The organism is Salipiger aestuarii (genome assembly GCF_003259905.1).
In the GTDB taxonomy this organism is placed as follows: domain Bacteria; phylum Pseudomonadota; class Alphaproteobacteria; order Rhodobacterales; family Rhodobacteraceae; genus Salipiger; species Salipiger aestuarii.
On sequence record NZ_QLMG01000004.1, the window covers coordinates 11,769 to 29,518 of the forward strand.

Genomic DNA, 17,750 nt, shown 5'->3' on the forward strand with positions numbered 1-17,750 from the left:
CTGTTAAAGGCTGGTCCCCTGCGGGGATCAGCGTTTCATATTGGTGGTTTCCTGCAGCATCTCGTCCACGGTCTGGATGACCTTGGCGTTGGACGAGTAGGCGCGCTGGGTACGGATCATGTCCGTCAGTTCCTGCGCGATGTCGGTCGCCGATTCCTGACGTGCATAGGATTTGACGCTGCCAGTCGGGCCGTCTCCCGCATCCCACAGGAAGAACGATCCGCTTTCGGGCGATGGCCGGAAGGTCGAGCCATCGACCGCGATCATCCCGTTGTAATTCGGAAGGTCCGCGAGCGGGATCTGGTAAAGAACCTGGCTTTGGCCACTGTCGTAAAGCGCGCTGACATATCCGTTCTCGTCGACTTCGACCGACACCATGTTGCCGACGGACGAGCCGTCCTTGGAAATGGCGATCGGGGCAAAACTGTCACCAAGCTGCGACAGACCACCGGTTTTGCCCACGGCGCCGATGTCGAACTCGATCGGGCCGCCCGCCGCGTCGACAGTGAACATACCTGTCGTAGCGTCATAGGCGCCCCCCGTCGCTCCGGCTGCGACGCTTGAAATAGTACCGCCGTCGCCGGTCGTGTTGTCGAACGTGATGGTGTATTCGCCGATTGTCGCGCCATCCTGCGCCGAATCGGTCATCAGCATCGTCCATTCGTTGGATGTGCCGGTTGCCGGCACTGTCGGAGTGAACGTGATCGAAACGCTCTGCGAGATGCCGACGTTGTCGAAATACTCGATCTCGAGATATTCGGTTTCCGCCGTTGCGCCAGCTTGGGTGGAGGTCGCCGGGAGGTTCAGCGCCATATTGATCGAGGTGGTCGGATCGCCCGTCAGGCTGAGGCTGAACTGGATCGGCTCAAGCCCGTTGATCGTATCGCGCGGATAGTTCGGGATGGACCCGTCCAGATTCGCGGGCCACCCCATCAGGTAATAGCCGCTTTCGCTGGCGAGATACCCGTTTTCGTCGATCCGGAAAGACCCGGTCGAGGTCAGTAGAAGCTCGGGCTCGCCCGTCGCCTCGAACCGCGACGACGACACCACCGGCAGCATGCCGAGGCCGTCGATGGCCAGGTCTGTTGCGTTCGACGTCGACACCAGCGCGCCGCCCTCGTCGATCAGACGGAGGTTGTCGACCTTGGTACCGCCCGCGGTATAGGTCGATGCGCCGCTGCTCATCACCAATGCGGTGAAATCGGTTTCGACACGACGATAACCGTAAGTCGAAGAGTTCGCGATGTTATCGGAAATCGCGGCAAGTCGCGTAGCGTTACCGGCAAGGCCGGATACACCCGCGTTGAGCGAAGATGAAATTGTCATGACACGCCTTTCTGCTGTCTCGGTCAGAAATACCCGAGACAACAGTTAAGCCCGCCGCCTTAACGTGACGCTAACAGCTAAATTTCGAACAAATGCCGCCGCTCAGGACCCGCCTGGTGCATAGCGCCAAAGCACTGATCAGGATTTTCGCAGGAAGATCACTTCGATGCGATTATTCCTTGTATCCATCGGGTTTGAATCGGCCGGTTCACGGTCGGCATGGGCCGTCACACGGTCGATCCGCGTCTTTGGCATACCGTCCGACAACAGCATCTGGCGGAAATTGTCTGCCCGCGCGGACGACTTTTCCCAGGATGGATCCCGCGCCATAACCAGCGGATACGCCGCCGTATGGCCTTCGATCGCCAGCGGATTCGTCACCATCCCCGACACCCGGGAAATGACTCCTCCGAGCGCCCGCAACAGATCGGTCGGTTGGTCGTCAGCGCCGAACAACGGAGAATCCGGCGTTTCGAACAACTCGACCACCAGCCCTTCGTCGGTCACGCGGGTCACGATGTGGCGCATCAGCCCATCATCGACCATGCTTTCACCCGAACGCGCCATCAACGCCTGGCCGATTTCGCGAAGCGCCTCGTCTTCGCCCCTGGGATCAACGGATTCCCCGCCCTCTCCGGCCTGTTGGCCCGGAGCAAGCGCGCCGCTTGCCTGACGCTGTGCCATGGCGCGCAGGCTGGTCGCACCGGACCCGACCTGCGGCATGACTTCTTCCGAGAACATGCTGTGGCCACCAAGCGCCCCATCGCCCCCGCCGGATACCCTCGCAATCGCGACGGTCGGCGTAAAATAGTCCGCAAGCCCCTTGCGCTGCTTTTCCGTCGTCGCATTCAACAGCCACATCAACAGAAAGAAAGCCATCATCGCGGTCACAAAGTCCGCATACGCGACTTTCCAGGCCCCACCATGGTGCCCGCCGCCGCCAGATACTTTCTTTCTCTTGATGATGATTGGTGCGACATTGCTGTCGACAGCCATTACACCACCTCTTTTAATCACCCCGCCAGAACCCTAAAGGTCCAGACCTTACGGCACGCTTAACAAATAAAAATGTTAACTTAACCCGAGACAGGACGCGCCCCGGGACGTGCCGTATTTCCCACAGGCGCGCCGTGCAGCGCGCGCGCGCGTGGACAGCGAATGCGCGTTCCTCTAGCTCTGTTCGGGCACACATCCGGACGCAGGGGCGAGGAATGACAGCGCGGGCAGAATTCAGACGGTCGCGGGCAAGGCTTGCGGTAACAACCGCAGCGGCGGCGCTTGCTTTTGGTGCACCGACGCAGGCCCAGGACATCCCGACCTTCAACACCTATGGCGTTCCGGGCCTGATCGACATGCCCAGCGCGGAAATGGCCCCCGACGCCACCGTCGGGCTGAGCTACGGACGCATCGACCAAAGCAATCGCGGCGCCCTGACCTTTCAGTTGACTCCGCGCCTGTCGGGCACCTTTCGCTACGCCGGAATCGCCGATTTCGACGATCCCAACAGCAACGCCGACGGCGTCTATTACGACCGAAGCTTCGATATCCGGTTCCTGCTTTTCACCGAAACCGGGATCCGTCCCGCCGTGGCCATCGGCCTTCAGGATTTCATCGGCACCGGGATCTATAGCGGGGAATACATCGTCGCGACCAAGACCCTGCTGCCGAAACTGAAAGTCACCGCCGGTCTGGGCTGGGGGCGCCTTGGCAGCTACAACCCCGCGACCACGTTGGGCGAACGGGCCGACAACCTGCTGGGAAGTGGCGGCCTGCCGACCTATGACCGCTGGTTTCGCGGCGACATCGCACCGTTCGGCGGGCTCAGCTACGCCTGGAACGACCGGCTGACGCTGAAACTGGAATATTCCTCGGATGCCTATGACGACGAATCCGCCCGCGGCGGGTTCGAACACGATTCGCCGGTGAACCTTGGCTTCGACTACCGGCTGGACAACGACCTGCGTCTATCGCTGTATTACGCCTACGGCAGTTCTCTGGGCTTTCAACTGACCTACCCGATAAACCCCAAGACGCTGGGCATTCCGGGCGGGGTCGAACCTGGCGGCCTGCCGGTGCGTCGCCGCGCCGAGGCCAGCGCGGACGACCTGGGCTGGACCGCGGCGCTGGACGCTTACGAGGCATCGACCCAAAAGCGTCTCATTTCGAGCCTGGAAAAGGACGACCTCAGCATCGACGGCTATCGGCTTGAACCGCGCCGCGCCACAATCCGCCTGCGCAACAGCCACTACGGCCGCCCGTCGCAGGCCATTGGCCGCGCGGCCCGTGCAATGACCCGCATCATGCCCGATTCCGTCGAGGAATTCACCATCATCCCGGTCGAGAACGGCACGCCCATGTCCGCGATCACCTTGCAGCGCAGCGATCTGGAAAACCTTGAAAACGACGCAGCGGTCGAAATGCTCGCCCGCACGGCAATCACCGACGCCTATGGCAAGGCCCCTGCCCCGGACATCCAGGTGACGCCGAAATTCACCTGGGCGCTGACCTCGTATTACGAATATTCATCGTTCGACCCCGACGATCCGCTGCGCGTCGACGTCGGCGCCCAGATCGGGGGTACATGGCAGATCACGCCCCAGCTTGAACTGTCCGGCGCCCTGCGCAAGCGCGTGATCGGCAACATCCAGGACATCGACCGCGTTTCGCCGTCCGAACTGCCCCGCGTGCGCACCGACCTGCCGTTCTATGCCCAGAATGGCGATCCCAAGATCAGTAACCTGATCCTTTCCTATTACGGTCGTCCCGGCCCCGATCTGTATGGCCGGGTTTCGGCGGGCTACCTCGAAGCGATGTATGCGGGGATCTCTGGCGAGCTTTTGTGGAAACCCGTCGGCAGCGCGCTTGCGCTCGGGGCCGAACTGAACTTTGTGCGCCGTCGCGACTACGACCAGATGTTCGGCCTGATGAGCAACACCACCGAAGAGCCCGATAACGACACCACCCGCGAGATCCCCGATTTCAACGGCCATGTGTCGGCCTATTACGATTTCGGCGGTGGCTACCAGGGTCAGATGGACGTGGGGCGCTATCTTGCCGGTGACTGGGGCACCACACTGACGGTGGGACGCGAGTTTGCCAACGGCTGGAGATTCGGCGCCTTCGCCACCTTTACCAACGTGTCCAGCGACGACTTCGGCGAGGGCTCGTTCGACAAGGGCATCTCGCTCAGCATTCCGGTCAGTGTCGGGCTGGGCACCCCGTCGCGCCGTGTGGAAACCACGGTCATCCGCCCGATCACCCGCGACGGCGGGGCGCGTCTGGGCGTTCCGGGGCGTCTGTATAATAATGTCCGCACCTGGCATGAGCCGGAAATAGCCGATAGCTGGGGAAGGTTCTGGAGATGATACGCCGCACCGCGCTTGCCGCCGCAGCCCTTCTGGGAATTGCCGCCTGCAGCAACGATCCCGAATATCTAAGCCCGATCGACACGATCTATGCGGTGCTTTTCGGCGGCAAGGCCGAGCCATCGCCGATCAGCCCCGAGCAGATCGTGCGCACGCTCGGCAGCACCGACCTTCCGGTAATTTTCTTCGCGATGCCGGAACGCGAAACCCAGTCCCTGCTGCTGAAGATCGAGCAGAACGGCCCCTATGCAACCTATGGCAACCCCAGCCGACAGTCGGTTGTGCTGCGAAACGGCATGATTACCGGCACGCGCGGGCTGAGCGGCGACCTCATGTCCACCGACGAGGGCCCGCTGCTGGACCTTGTCCGCGCCCGCCGGGCCGGAACGGCGATCTACATCCAGCGCTGGCTGACCCCCGAGGATGTCACCCGCGTCACAACCTACCGCTGCGGCATCGAACCGGACAAACCGGTCGATGTGGCGCTGGGACTCGTGCGATCGGCCGCCAGGGAAATCATCGCCGCCTGCGAAAGCCCGGACGGCCCGCCGTTTGTCGATTACTATGTGGTGGACGGCGCCGGCGAAATCCTTGCGTCACGCCAATGGCTTGGGCCCAACATCGGCTACGCCGCGATGCACCGGCTGCGGCGCTGATCCTCAGTGTAGCGAAAGTCGCCGCAGCACCGTCGCCAGCATGATGCGCGCGTCGTAACACAGCGTGCGCCTGCGCTGATAGACAAGGTCCAGCGCCGCCTTGCGCGGAATGCAGCGGCGGCAATAGATTTCTTCGGTTTCATCCTTGCTGGCGCAGGGCGCAAGAAGCCGTTCTTCGGTACGGTGAAACACCAGCGTCGCAAGCCCGGTGACACCCGGACGCGAGCGAAGCACCCTGGCATAGATCTCGGGATGGGTTTCGGTGTAGCGCCGCAACGGCGGGCGCGGCCCGACAAAGCTGATGTCGCCTGTCAGGATGTTCCACAGCTGCGGAATTTCGTCCAGACGGTAGCGCCGCATGAACCGCCCGGTGCGGGTGACGCGGCTGGACTTGTCGCCGCCCGAAACGCCCCGGTCATCGGCATCCGCGCGCATGGTGCGGAACTTCCACAGGGTGAATCCCTCGTCCATGCTGCGCATCCGTTCGGACAGGTACAGCACCGGGCGCCCGTCCAGCAGAAGGATGGCCAGCGCCAGCGCCACCACCACCGGCAGCAGCAGCACGATCAGAACAAGCGAAACGATGATGTCGAAAACACGCTTCGCGGGCGTCACCACAACTCTCCACGAGAAATACCGGCTGATCCTTGCTGATCCGTGCTGCGTTGCGCCTTCGGGGCCACTGTCACCGTCCACTTGAGGTTTTCCATCGACAACACGCTGTCTATCATGATCTGCAACGGCTAAGAAAGCCATTGCCACGTCTCAGACTCTTCCGGGGGACCTCGACTTGTTCCGATCACGTTCGATTCTTGCTGCCTGCGCGGCGGTTTTCCTTGTCGCCGGGTGCGGGATCACCCCCCGCGGCGCTGCGCTGCAATCCGAAGTGCTGAGGGAATCCGCGCGATCTGCCCCCAGTTTCGAAGTCATTCCCGTGACCCGCGCGAACATGCCGCTTATCGCGTCCTGGCCGGTGACCGGGCGGGAAAACCCGCACGGCTGGCCGGGCACCTCGAACGGATCGAACGTCAACGTGATCAAGACCGGCGACAAGGTCGACATCATCATCTGGGACAGTCAGGAAAATTCGTTGCTTACCAGCCAGGCGGAAAAAGCTGCTCCGCTGACCGGCATCGAGGTGGGCGCCAACGGGTCCGTCTTTGTGCCCTACGTCGGCCAGGTATTCATCCGGGGCATGACGCCGGAAATGGCCCGCGGCAAGATCCAGGACGAACTGATCCAGATCGCCCCGTCGGCGCAGGTTCAGCTCAGCCTGACGCAGGGACGCGCCAATTCGGTCGAACTGGTCGGTGGCGTCGATGCGCCCGGCACCTTTCCGATGCCGTCGCGCAACTACAAGGTGCTGGGCCTGATCGCCGATGGCGGCGGCATCGTGCCGACCCTGCGCAACCCGCGCGTGCGGCTGATCCGAAGCGGCACCACCTATGAAACCTCAGCCGACACCCTGCTTCAGAACGGCCAGCGCAACGCGTTGCTGCTGCCCGGCGACACGGTGATCGTTCAGGAAGACAAGCACAGCTTCACCGCGCTGGGGGCTGCCGGCAGCGAGGATCTGGTCTATTTTCCCAAGGACGATCTGTCCGCGATGGAAGCCGTCACGCTGATGGGGGGCCTTCAGGATTACCGCGCCGATCCCAAGGGCGTGCTGGTGCTGCGCGAATATCCCGTGCGGCATCTGCGTTCGGACGGCAGCGCGCCGTCGATGCAGCAGGTGGTGTTTACCTTCGATCTGACCTCGGCGGACGGGCTGTTCGCGGCACGGCAGTTCCGGATCAATCCGCAGGACACCGTCCTTGCAACGGAATCCCCGATTCCGCAGGCGCAGGCGATCTTCAGCCTCTTTGGAACGGCGTTCGGTCTGACCCGCCAGGTTCAAACCATCCAGAACTGATCGACTGCCATCATTTCAATCATCGGGGCGCGTCGAAAGATGCGCCCCGTTTTCGTTTCCAACGCCGGATCGCGCTGGCTCGGCACCCCGAAAGTGACTGCAAGCGCAGCCGGTCCATCAGGACCCGGGCGCGACCGACGCCAGGTAGGCGTAAACGTCCGGTGCGCCTTTGCGCAGTTTGAACGTCATGCCGGACCGCGCCCCGCCATCCTCAAGATACTCTTTCAGGAACGATGTCGGGTCGACGACATATTGCTCGAAGCTCGCTTCGTCCCAGATCAGGCCCTTTTCGCCGGCGGCCACCAGCGAGTCCTTGTAACGCTCGAAATCCGGGGCCGATCCGGCCTTCCGGCCGATCACGCCGAACAGGTTCGGCCCGGTCTTGCCGCCCTTGACAATCGCCTCTCCGTCCGGCGCGACGATCGAATGGCACGACCGGCAGCGTTTCTTGAAAAGATCTTCTCCCTCGGCCACGTCCTGCGCCTGAGCGGCGGTTCCGGCAAGAAGCGCTGCGGCAAACACCGTGGCTATCCTGAAAGTCATGTGATGTCTCCTGTGACGAGTTTTCAGCGGTCAAGCTAGCCGAAGGGAACAGCCGCAACAATGGGGCGACCCGCCGCATGCGACCAATTGCCAGCAGCGGCTTGACCTTGCCTGACGCACCGGAGAAACAGACGCGATGACCGACCTTATCCCCGCATGGATCGACGGCACCCTTACGCCGGTCGAAAAACTTGATGCGCATCTGCGTGGCCTGCGACACAAGGCGGTCTCGGTCTTCGTGATGCGTGGCGGCGACACTCTGCTGCAACGCCGGGCGCTGGGAAAATACCACACGCCCGGCCTGTGGGCGAACACCTGCTGCACCCATCCGCACTGGGGCGAGGCGCCGCTGGACTGCGCGACTCGGCGGCTGAGGCAAGAACTGGGGATGACGGGGCTGGTCCTCACGCACAAAGGGCAGGTGGAATACCGCGCCGATGTGGGCGGGGGCATGATCGAACACGAACGCGTCGACATCTTTACCGCGGTTGCGCCGCCGGGGCCGGGCCCCGCGCCCGACCCGGCCGAGGTGATGGACACGCGCTGGCAATCCCTTGCCAGCCTGCGCGCCGACATCGCCGCGCAGCCCGAGCGGTTCACCCCGTGGCTGCGCATCTATCTGGACCGGCACGCGGACCAGATCTTCAGCGCCGCTTCCTGAGATAGACGTAGTAGGCGCCGCCGCCGCCGTGCCTGTTATGCGCTTCGGACACCTGAAGCACCGCCTGCGCCACCGGCGGCAGCCGAAGCCACTGTGGCACTTGCGTTTTCAGCACACCGCGACGGCGCGGCATCGGGTCGTGCGGGTCCTCACGCAGGCCCTTGCCGGTAATCACCAGCACCAGCCGCAGGGCGCGGGTCTGCGACGTCAGGATGAATCGCACCAGTTCCGGATGCGCCTGATCCAGCGTCATCCCGTGCAGATCAAGCCGCGCCTCGGGCGCAAGCTTGCCGCGTTTCATCGTCTTGAATGCCCTGGCATCCATGTTCAGCGGCGCGCTACGCAGCCGGTCCGATGTCGTGCCGCGAAAATCATGATGTTCGGGGACCTTTCCAGCCCGGTCGCCAAGCGAGAAATCGGGAAGGGGGGCCGGCGTCGCCTTGCCCTTGAGTTCCGGAGCGGGCGGCTTCGGGGTCTCGTCCTTGCGGCGCACGCGCCCCGGAAGCCGGTCGGCGGATCGCGCCACGAGGTTCCATAACTCAAGCTCATCGGGCCGGATGCGGCGGCGGCTCACTGGATCATATCCGGCAACAGGGCGTAGGCGCGCTGGATCGGCATCAGCACAACCATACGACCCGGATCCTTGATCGTGCCGGCCATTTGCCCCGCCGCATCGCCGGTCCCGAAAAAGATGTCCGCCCGCTGCGCGCCCTTGATCGCGGACCCGGTGTCCTGCGCGACCATCAGCCGGTGCAGCGGCGCGCTGCCTGCCTTTTCGATCCAGACCGGCGCGCCTAGCGGCGTGTACGCCGGGTCGACGGCGATCGACCGCATCGTGGTGATCGACCGGTTCATCGCGCCCAGTGGCCCCTTGTCGGCGGGAACCTCGGTCACGTTGCGAAAGAACACATAGGCGGGGTTGGTATACAGCAGTTCCCGCCCCGCAAAGGGGTTGGACCGAACCCAGGCCTTGATCCGCTGGGCCGACACCTCATGCGCCGAAAACGTGCCGCGCCGGATCAGTTCCTGACCGATCGACCGATAGGGCTGCCCGTTGGCGCCCGCGTAGCCCACCCGCAGGTGCCGCCCGTCCGGCAGACGAATGCGGCCCGACCCCTGAATTTGCAGAAAAAACAGCTCAACCGGATCGTCGACCCAGGCGATTTCCAGCCCGCGCCCCGCCATCACACCCGAAACAAGGATTTCACGCCGCGACAGCCAGGGGCGTTGCACCTCCGCCTCGGGCGGCATCCGGTAGACCGGGTAGCGAAACCGCGGGGTTTCCATCAGCGCGCCGTCAAGCTCGGGTTCGAAATAGCCGGTGAACAGGCCGGGGGCGCCGTCGGAAATCAGCACCGGGCGAAAGAACAGCTCGAAGAACGCTCTTGCGTCGCTGGTTTCACGCGCGACATTGCACAGGCTGCGCCAGTCGGGATCGTCCATGTCGCCGCAGGTATCGCGGTATACCGAAAGGGCCGCCGCGTGGTCATCCCCCGCCCAGCCGTCCAGATCCGCAAAATCGAGGATCTGATATGTGGTTTCGGAGTCCGCCGCGCTCATGCTGCCTGCCGTTGCCTGTGCGAATGCCAGTCCGGCAAGAAGGGCGGCCCGGATCGCCCGTCTCATGTTTATTCGTCGGTTGCCACCAGTTGCCAGTTTGGATCGTCGACGCCCATCTTGCGCGCGTAGGTCCAGACGTCCTTTTGTTTTTTCACCGCGCTCGCGCTGCCCTCGATGATCTCGCCGTTGGCATTCTTCACCACCTGCGTCAGTTCGCCGACGTATTTCACCGTGATTTCGGCCAGCCGCTCGCCTTCGTCAAAAGTGGCGTCCACCAGGGCCATTTCGCGCACGCCGACAAACGTCGCCTCGATGGTCAGACCCTGCTGGCGGCGCTGTTCGATCACCGTCTCAAAGCTTTCATAGACTTCCGGGGCAAGAAGATCGCGCAGATCCTCGATCTGGCCATTGTCGAAACCCATCAGGATCATCTCATAGGCGCCCCGCGCGCCCCCGAGAAATTCACCGACGTTGAACGACGGCTCGGCCCGTTTCATCAGCGCGAGCGCCTCGGCGGCGGGGCTGTTTTCGGGAACGTGGTCGGTGATGTCGCGATCGGGGCCGCCCTCAATCACCTCGAATTCGTGGCGGGGCGTGTCGCTGCGCGTCGGCGCGGGCGCGCGGGGCTTTTCGAACCCGTCGCGGGTGCCCAGCACGCTGCGCAGCCTCAGGATCAGGAATATGGCGATCCCGGCAAGAACCAGAAGCTGGACTATCGGCGTGTTCATTGGCACCTCATTCGGGGTCAATCATGGAATTTCATCGGTTCACACCTATGTAGGTGCTGGGTCGCGGCAAGTCTACCGGCGCCCGAGACGAAGGGAGACCGCCCATGTGGCTTTTTCTGGCATTTCTGATGGTGCCCCTGATCGAAATCGGACTGTTTATCCAGATCGGGGGGGTGATCGGCCTGTGGCCGACCCTGGCGATCGTGGTCATCACGGCAGTCATCGGCACCTCACTTGTGCGCTCGCAAGGGCTGCGCGCGCTTGGCGAATTGCAGGGATCGTTCTCGCGGCTGGAGGATCCGACAACCCCGCTGGCCCACGGCGCGATGATCCTGCTCGCGGGCGCGCTGCTGCTGACACCGGGTTTCTTCACCGACGCCTGCGGGTTCGCCTTGCTGGTTCCCGGCGTGCGGCTGGCGGTGATGCGGCAGGTCGCGTCGCGGGTCAGCGTGACGCGCTTTGAAATGGGCGCGCGGCAATCCCGCCCGCACCCGACACCGGGCCCGCGCCGCCCCGGTCAGGGCGACGTGATCGACGGTGATTACACCGAGGTTCCGCCGAAAAAGCAGCCCAATCACCCCGGATCCGGCTGGACCAAACACTGACGAAGCATTGAGACGGGCCAACGGGCCTGCTATTGCAAGGCAAAGCTATTCCGAGGAGAGGAATGAAGATGGCTGAGACCCAGCAGGAAAACCAGAACGGCCAGGCGGGCACTGCCGCCCCCAGCCCGGTCAAGATGAACGTGCTTGCGCAGTTCGTGCGGGACATGTCGTTTGAAAACATTCTGGCGCAGAAGGGCAGCACCGGCGAAGTGCAGCCCGATGTGCAGGTCCAGGTGAACCTGGATGCCAAGAAGCGCAACGTCGAGCACCAGTTCGAGGTGGTCATCAAGCTCAAGGTCGAATCCAAGTCCAAGGGCACGTCCGACACGCTGTTCATCCTCGAAATGGATTACGCCGGCGTCTTTCACATCGAAAACGTGCCCGAAGACCAGATGCATCCGTTCCTGCTGATCGAATGCCCGCGGATGTTGTTCCCGTTTGCACGTCGGATCATTTCGGACGTGACCCGCGATGGGGGTTTCCCGCCGCTGAACCTGGAAATGATTGATTTCGTGGCACTTTATCGCAACGAAATCGCGCGGCGTCAGCAAGCGAACGCGTCCGGCGAAACCAAGCTGGACGCCTGACCGCTCAGCGCGACCAGAGCGCGCTGTCACCCAGATTTGCGACAAAGGCGGCATGAGCCGCCTTTTCTGCGTCCGACAGGCGCGAAGGCAGCGGCGTCGGGCGCCGTGTCGGGCGCCAGTCGTCATCAGTCGCGCCGTCGTTGCCCGATTGGCGCACCGGACTAAGCACCAGATCGGGTTGTTTGCCCCCGATCAGTTCCAGATACACCTCGGCCAGAATTTCGGAATCCAAAAGCGCGCCATGCAGGGTGCGTGCGCCATTGTCGATATTGAACCTGCGACACAATGCGTCCAGAGACGCAGGAGAGCCGGGAAATTTTCTCCGAGCGATTTCCAGCGTGTCGATGGCGCAATCCTTTGGCAGCAGAGGGCGCCCGGCCCATTTCAGCTCGGCATTCAGAAATTTGACGTCAAAGCTGGCGTTGTGGATGACCAGCCTGGACTCCCCGATGAACGCGAGAAAATCGTCGGCGACACTGGCAAATACCGGCTTGTCCCGCAGGAAATCATCGCCCAGCCCGTGCACTTCGAACGCGCCCTGGGGCATTGATCGTTCGGGATTGATGTATTGATGATAGGTCTTGCCCGTGGCGACGTGGTTGAACAGTTCGACAGCCCCGATTTCCACGATCCGGTCGCCGGTTTCGGGTTCGAACCCCGTGGTTTCGGTGTCGAGAACGACCTCACGCATCAATTTTGTCCTTTATAGCTCGCACGATGGCACGCACCTGCGCACGGGCATGGTCCAGCGTATCGGTGTCTATCACATAATCCGAGCGCGCGCATTTTTCATCGTTCGGCATCTGCCGCGACAGAATGCGTTCAAGGTCCGCGGCGGTCATGGTGCCGCGCGCCAGCACGCGGCGACGCTGCTCATCGCCGGGAATGCGCACACAGGCGACCGCGTCCATCTCGGCGCAGGCGCCGGTTTCGTACAGCAGCGGGATGTCGAAAACACCGATAAGATCGGTGCAGGATTGCGCGAATATCTCGCGATCCTGGCCGACCAGCGGGTGAACAACCGCCTCGATAAGGGGCAGGGCGGTCTTGTCGGTTGCGATGATCTCGCGCAGCCGATCACGCGATACCGCATTATTTGCGATGGCGTCCGGGAAAATTTCCCGGATGGGCCCGACCGCCTTGCCGCCCTGCGCATAAAGCCGGTGTACAGCGGCATCCGCGTCCCAAACCGCGCATCCCTCATCCGCAAACATCAGCGCGGTGGTCGATTTCCCCATCCCGATAGATCCGGTCAGGCCAAGACGGAACAGCATCACAGGATGGCGCCGCGCGTGGCCTCGTTGATGTCAGGGCGCTGCCCGAACCAACGCTCGAACCCCGGCACCGCCTGATGGATCAGCATTCCAAGCCCATCGACACAGGTACAGCCATGCTCGGCCGCAACTTTCAACAACCGGGTCTGAAGCGGCGTATAGACAAGGTCCGTCACAACGGTTCCCTTGCGCAGCCCGTCCAGCGGCACCCGCAATTCCGGCTTGCCGACCATTCCAAGCGACGTCGAATTCACCACCAGCGCCGCATCGTCGAGTACGTTACCCGCCTGCACCCATTCGACAACGGTGATCCGGTTTCCAAATTCCGCGCGAAGCGCATCCGCGCGAAGGCGGGTGCGATTGGTCAGCCGGATTTCAGGCGCCCCAAGTTCAAGCAGCGAGGCCACGACCGCGCGCGCAGCACCTCCGGCGCCCAGCACAACCGCCGGCCCGGCCTTGGCATCCCAACCGGGGGCGCCCTGTCTCAGGTTTTCGATGAAACCGTAACCGTCTGTGTTGTCGGCGTGAATCCGGCCATCAGCGCGGAATATGATGGTGTTGGCGGCGCCGATCAGCGTGGCGCGATCCGACACCAGATCGGCGATCTCGATCACCCGTTCCTTGTAAGGAATGGTGATGTTAACGCCAACGAAACCCAGCTTGGGCAACATCCTCAGAGCGTCTTCAAACACATCGGCCGCGATTTCCAACGGGACATAATGACCGGGCAGGCCATGGGTCTTCAGCCAATGGCCATGCAGGCGGGGCGACCTGGAATGTCCGACGGGCGCGCCAATAACGCCGGCAAGCGGAATGGAAGGTACTGTCATGATGCGATGATCCCCCGGTCGGTGAGAAAGGCAAGCAGTTCCAGCAAGGGCAGGCCAAGGACAGTGAAATGATCGCCGTCGATACGGGAAAACAGACGCACGCCTTCCTCCTCAAGCTTGTAGCCGCCAACGGAATGACGCAGGCTGTCCCAGTTCCGTGCAATGTAATCATCCAGATAGCTGTCTGAAAACGCGCGCATTTGCAACCGTGCGACGCCGACGTGCCGCCAGACCGGCTTGCTATCCCGATAGATCACCGCCGCCGACAGAAGCTGATGGCGCTGGCCTCGCAGTTTATGCAACTGGGACCGCGCGTCTTCTGGCGTTTTAGGCTTGGCAAAGATCTCGGTCCCCATCGCAAGGATCTGGTCGCAGCCCAGGACAAAGGCGTCCGGCGCCTTGGACGAAATCTTCCGCGCCTTGTATTCGGCAAGCGCGTCGGCCTGATCGCGCGGCAAGGCCCCCTCTGCCGCGAGTGAGTCGCGGATTGCCGATTCGTCGATCCGCGCGGGATCAATACGGTGCGGAACCCCAGCGTTGCGCAACAACTGGGCCCGAATTTCCGAGCCGGACGCAAGGATGAGCTTCGTGGTCATGTGGACAACCCTGTCGAAATGTCATGAATCTCGTGCGGGACCGTTCTGGGGAAAACCAGCGCGACAATCAAGGCAGGGGAAAAGTCGCGGGTCCCCACACCGCACCCGGCCGAGTCTTCCGCTTGTGAACAAGGATAACTCCGATCGGTGGATGAGTCTGCTTCGTGAAAGTTTTCCCAAGTTTCTCAACTGGCGTAAAATCAGCACCAAACCCCATGTATAGTGCAAGTTCGGGAAATGTTACGTCGAAGCTGCCACAAGCCATGCACCGAATTATCCACAGGGTGACGACAGAGGGAAAACTCTGGGATGGCGTGATAATCCACCGGAACTGCCGCCCCTTACATCAAAATCATCCTTACATTCTTTCTTAGTTATTTTCAGGGCGGCCCAGACCAACCCCCGCTCAACGCGAAGATTGACTCCTGTGCCTTGGATCATTAAATCACCATCTCAAGCCCGTCCGGGCCATGAGTTTCCCGAAGATTATATGAATGTGTGGCCGGCCGTCCGGCCTGGAAGGATTTGCGATGAGCGTTGAAAAGCTCCATCTCTCGGATCTCAAGGCGCAAAGCCCCAAAGATTTGCTCTCCATGGCCGAGGAGCTCGAGATCGAGAACGCCTCGACCATGCGCAAAGGCGAGATGATGTTCCAGATCCTGCGGGAGCGGGCCGATGAAGACTGGCAGATCTTCGGCGACGGTGTGCTCGAGGTGCTTCAGGACGGTTTCGGCTTCATGCGCTCGCCCGAGGCGAACTATCTACCGGGCCCCGACGATATTTATGTCTCTCCCGACATGATCCGAAAATACGCGCTGCGCACTGGCGATACCGTCGATGGCGAAATGAAGGCGCCGGACAATGACGAGCGCTATTTCGCCTTGGTCGATGTGACGAGCATCAACTTCGAGGACCCCGAAAAAGCGCGTCACAAGATCGCCTTTGACAACCTGACGCCGCTCTATCCCGACGAGCGATTGACGATGGAGATCGAGGACCCGACGATCAAGGATCGGTCGGCGCGCATTATTGATCTGGTCTCACCGATCGGTAAGGGGCAGCGTTCGCTGATCGTGGCTCCGCCGCGAACCGGCAAGACGGTGCTGTTGCAAAACATCGCCAACAGTATCGAAAAGAACCATCCTGAATGCTATCTGATCGTGCTTCTGATCGACGAACGACCCGAAGAAGTCACGGACATGCAGCGATCGGTGAAGGGTGAGGTCATCTCCTCGACATTCGACGAACCCGCGACGCGACACGTTGCGGTGTCGGAGATGGTGATTGAAAAAGCCAAGCGTCTGGTCGAACATAAACGAGATGTTGTTATCCTTCTGGATTCGATCACACGACTTGGTAGAGCATTCAACACAGTGGTGCCGAGCTCGGGGAAGGTGTTGACCGGCGGTGTCGATGCCAATGCCTTGCAAAGGCCCAAGCGATTCTTTGGTGCCGCGCGGAACATCGAAGAGGGCGGTTCACTGACGATCATTGCAACCGCCCTGATCGACACCGGCAGCCGGATGGATGAAGTGATCTTCGAAGAATTCAAGGGCACTGGGAACTCGGAAATCGTTCTTGATCGCAAGATCGCTGACAAGCGGGTCTATCCGGCGCTTGACATCCTCAAATCCGGGACGCGGAAAGAGGATCTTCTTGTCGACAAGATTGATCTGCAGAAAACTTTTGTGCTGCGGCGTATCCTCAACCCCATGGGGACGACCGACGCTATCGAGTTTCTCCTTTCCAAGCTTAAGCAGACCAAGACGAACTCTGAATTTTTCGATTCGATGAACAGCTAAGCGCCGCCTGGAGGCACGTTTGGACACCATCTTCGCTCTGGCAAGCGCGCCCGGAAAGGCCGGGGTCGCGGTGATCCGCATATCCGGACCGCTTTCGTGGGAAGCTGTTCGCCTGTTGGTCGGCGTGATCCCCCAACCACGGCAATCGACGCTTCGAAAGCTTCGCGATCCCGACGGCGAAATCCTCGATGAAGCCCTGGTTTTGGTATTCGATCAAGGTGCCAGTTTCACGGGTGAGCGAGTCGCCGAGCTTCATCTGCATGGCAGCATCGCGATTCAACGGGCTGTCCTGCGCGTGCTGGAAGGGATCGCGGGGCTGCGTATGGCAGAGGCCGGTGAATTCACGCGTCGGGCGCTGGAAAATGATTGCCTGGACCTGACCCAGGTTGAAGCCCTGTCCGATCTGATCGAAGCTGAAACCGAAAGCCAGAGAATCCAGGCCTTGCGCGTTTTCTCTGGGGCTCTCGGAAAGCGGATCGAAAGTTGGCGGCGCATGCTGATCGAAGCGGCCGCTCTTCTTGAAGCCACCATAGATTTCGCTGATGAGGAGGTTCCGGTCGATGTGACCGGAGACGTTCTTGCGCGGATCACCGCCGTGATCAGTGCGGTTGGTCGGGAAATTGACGGTATGAACGCCGCGGAACGTATTCGGACTGGTTTCGAAGTCGCTATTCTTGGGGCACCCAACGTGGGGAAATCCAGTCTTTTGAACGCACTGGCGGGGCGTGACGCTGCAATTACGTCTGACATCGCGGGAACCACGCGTGATGTGATCGAAGTGCGGATGGACATTCAGGGTCTGCCGGTGACGCTTCTCGATACAGCCGGACTCCGAGAAACACAGGATCCGATTGAAAAAATTGGGATAAGTCGGGCTCTTCAACGTGCGTCGCTCTCCGACTTGCGTGTGGTGCTGGTTGATGAACACGGTATTCCTGACGTTCCGCTGGGCGATTCTGATTTGATCCTCACAACAAAAGCTGACCTCACCGGGGATGCGTCCGGGATATCGGCGTATACAGGTCAGGGACTCGATCACCTGCTTTCTGAAATAGGGCACCGTCTTTCCGCAATCATCCAAGGGGCCGGTCTTGCGACACGAGAGCGTCATCGTGTTGCTTTCTTTGATGGCCGTGAGTCGCTGGAACGGAGTATCCAGCTCCTCAACCGCGGGCCGGGCTTTTATGATCTGGCCGCAGAAGAAATCCGGGCGGCAATTCGCGCACTGGAGATTCTGGTTGGTCGCATAGATGTCGAAAATCTGTTAGATGAGATCTTCTCAACATTTTGCATCGGCAAGTAAGG

General features: G+C 61.5%; 19 protein-coding genes. 8 read left to right on the top strand and 11 right to left on the bottom strand.

Annotation, left to right across the window (positions count from 1 at the left end; translation table 11 throughout):
- Window positions 1–27: 27 nt before the first annotated feature.
- Both ATI53_RS03405 and ATI53_RS03410 read right to left on the bottom strand, forming a co-directional pair.
- Window positions 28–1,326, bottom strand: a complete 1,299-nt coding sequence (locus ATI53_RS03405; protein ID WP_009502902.1) for a flagellar hook protein FlgE — start codon at window positions 1,324–1,326, stop codon at window positions 28–30.
- Window positions 1,327–1,464: 138 nt separating this feature from the next.
- The gene (locus tag ATI53_RS03410; RefSeq protein ID WP_111549732.1) at window positions 1,465–2,322 is read right to left on the bottom strand and encodes a flagellar motor protein MotB; all 858 of its coding nucleotides are present in this window, start codon (window positions 2,320–2,322) and stop codon (window positions 1,465–1,467) included.
- 215 nt (window positions 2,323–2,537) lie between these two features.
- Here ATI53_RS03410 and ATI53_RS03415 point away from each other — a divergent pair, with 215 nt between their 5' ends.
- Together ATI53_RS03415 and ATI53_RS03420 are read left to right on the top strand one after the other, a co-directional pair.
- A complete protein-coding gene (locus ATI53_RS03415) occupies window positions 2,538–4,691 on the top strand; it encodes a YjbH domain-containing protein (RefSeq protein WP_111549733.1) in 2,154 nt (717 codons plus the stop codon).
- Window positions 4,688–5,347 carry a YjbF family lipoprotein gene (locus ATI53_RS03420; protein ID WP_009502905.1) on the top strand — a complete coding sequence of 220 codons (660 nt, stop codon included), beginning with the start codon at window positions 4,688–4,690 and terminating at the stop codon, window positions 5,345–5,347. Before ATI53_RS03415 ends, ATI53_RS03420 begins: the two co-directional genes overlap by 4 nt.
- Before the next feature lie 3 nt (window positions 5,348–5,350).
- Here ATI53_RS03420 and ATI53_RS03425 read toward each other — a convergent pair whose 3' ends face one another.
- Window positions 5,351–5,962, bottom strand: coding sequence for a sugar transferase (locus tag ATI53_RS03425; RefSeq protein WP_111549790.1), 612 nt, complete (start codon window positions 5,960–5,962; stop codon window positions 5,351–5,353).
- 175 nt (window positions 5,963–6,137) lie between these two features.
- On the opposite strand from ATI53_RS03425, the gene ATI53_RS03430 reads away from it, so the two are divergent.
- Window positions 6,138–7,259: a polysaccharide biosynthesis/export family protein gene (locus ATI53_RS03430; RefSeq protein ID WP_009502907.1), complete on the top strand. Its 1,122-nt coding sequence runs from the start codon at window positions 6,138–6,140 to the stop codon at window positions 7,257–7,259.
- 117 nt (window positions 7,260–7,376) lie between these two features.
- Here ATI53_RS03430 and ATI53_RS03435 read toward each other — a convergent pair whose 3' ends face one another.
- Window positions 7,377–7,802, bottom strand: coding sequence for a c-type cytochrome (locus tag ATI53_RS03435; RefSeq protein ID WP_009502908.1), 426 nt, complete (start codon window positions 7,800–7,802; stop codon window positions 7,377–7,379).
- A gap of 136 nt (window positions 7,803–7,938) precedes the next feature.
- Between ATI53_RS03435 and idi the strand changes: the two genes are divergently transcribed.
- Complete coding sequence (idi, locus tag ATI53_RS03440; RefSeq protein WP_111549734.1) at window positions 7,939–8,463, top strand: isopentenyl-diphosphate Delta-isomerase; 525 nt, start codon at window positions 7,939–7,941, stop codon at window positions 8,461–8,463.
- Here the strand turns inward: idi and ATI53_RS03445 are convergent.
- The 3 genes from ATI53_RS03445 to ATI53_RS03455 are packed head-to-tail and all read right to left on the bottom strand — an operon-like array spanning window position 8,447 to window position 10,751.
- Window positions 8,447–9,037, bottom strand: a complete 591-nt coding sequence (locus ATI53_RS03445; protein ID WP_009502910.1) for a Smr/MutS family protein — start codon at window positions 9,035–9,037, stop codon at window positions 8,447–8,449. The genes idi and ATI53_RS03445 overlap by 17 nt on opposite strands.
- Window positions 9,034–10,089 carry a murein transglycosylase A gene (mltA, locus tag ATI53_RS03450; protein ID WP_111549735.1) on the bottom strand — a complete coding sequence of 352 codons (1,056 nt, stop codon included), beginning with the start codon at window positions 10,087–10,089 and terminating at the stop codon, window positions 9,034–9,036. The genes ATI53_RS03445 and mltA overlap by 4 nt, the downstream gene beginning before the upstream one ends.
- A 2-nt stretch (window positions 10,090–10,091) precedes the next feature.
- Window positions 10,092–10,751: a Tim44/TimA family putative adaptor protein gene (locus ATI53_RS03455; RefSeq protein WP_111549736.1), complete on the bottom strand. Its 660-nt coding sequence runs from the start codon at window positions 10,749–10,751 to the stop codon at window positions 10,092–10,094.
- Window positions 10,752–10,855: 104 nt separating this feature from the next.
- On the opposite strand from ATI53_RS03455, the gene ATI53_RS03460 reads away from it, so the two are divergent.
- Window positions 10,856–11,356 (top strand): FxsA family protein, encoded by a 501-nt coding sequence (locus ATI53_RS03460; protein ID WP_111549737.1) that lies wholly within the window; start codon window positions 10,856–10,858, stop codon window positions 11,354–11,356.
- Window positions 11,357–11,424: 68 nt separating this feature from the next.
- Window positions 11,425–11,943, top strand: a complete 519-nt coding sequence (gene secB / locus ATI53_RS03465) for a protein-export chaperone SecB (protein ID WP_111549792.1) — start codon at window positions 11,425–11,427, stop codon at window positions 11,941–11,943.
- 4 nt (window positions 11,944–11,947) lie between these two features.
- Here secB and dnaQ read toward each other — a convergent pair whose 3' ends face one another.
- From dnaQ to ATI53_RS03485, 4 genes are read right to left on the bottom strand one after another with little or no spacing between them, the layout of a single operon-like run.
- Window positions 11,948–12,634, bottom strand: coding sequence for a DNA polymerase III subunit epsilon (gene dnaQ, locus ATI53_RS03470; protein WP_111549738.1), 687 nt, complete (start codon window positions 12,632–12,634; stop codon window positions 11,948–11,950).
- Window positions 12,627–13,217, bottom strand: a complete 591-nt coding sequence (gene coaE, locus ATI53_RS03475) for a dephospho-CoA kinase (RefSeq protein WP_009505509.1) — start codon at window positions 13,215–13,217, stop codon at window positions 12,627–12,629. The genes dnaQ and coaE overlap by 8 nt, the downstream gene beginning before the upstream one ends.
- Complete coding sequence (locus ATI53_RS03480; protein WP_111549739.1) at window positions 13,217–14,047, bottom strand: shikimate dehydrogenase; 831 nt, start codon at window positions 14,045–14,047, stop codon at window positions 13,217–13,219. Before ATI53_RS03480 ends, coaE begins: the two co-directional genes overlap by 1 nt.
- Complete coding sequence (locus ATI53_RS03485; protein ID WP_009505511.1) at window positions 14,044–14,643, bottom strand: Maf family protein; 600 nt, start codon at window positions 14,641–14,643, stop codon at window positions 14,044–14,046. Before ATI53_RS03485 ends, ATI53_RS03480 begins: the two co-directional genes overlap by 4 nt.
- Window positions 14,644–15,173: 530 nt before the next feature.
- On the opposite strand from ATI53_RS03485, the gene rho reads away from it, so the two are divergent.
- A complete protein-coding gene (rho, locus tag ATI53_RS03490) occupies window positions 15,174–16,445 on the top strand; it encodes a transcription termination factor Rho (RefSeq protein ID WP_009505512.1) in 1,272 nt (423 codons plus the stop codon).
- Between the two features lie 19 nt (window positions 16,446–16,464).
- A complete protein-coding gene (gene mnmE / locus ATI53_RS03495) occupies window positions 16,465–17,748 on the top strand; it encodes a tRNA uridine-5-carboxymethylaminomethyl(34) synthesis GTPase MnmE (protein WP_009505513.1) in 1,284 nt (427 codons plus the stop codon).
- Window positions 17,749–17,750 lie beyond the last annotated feature (2 nt).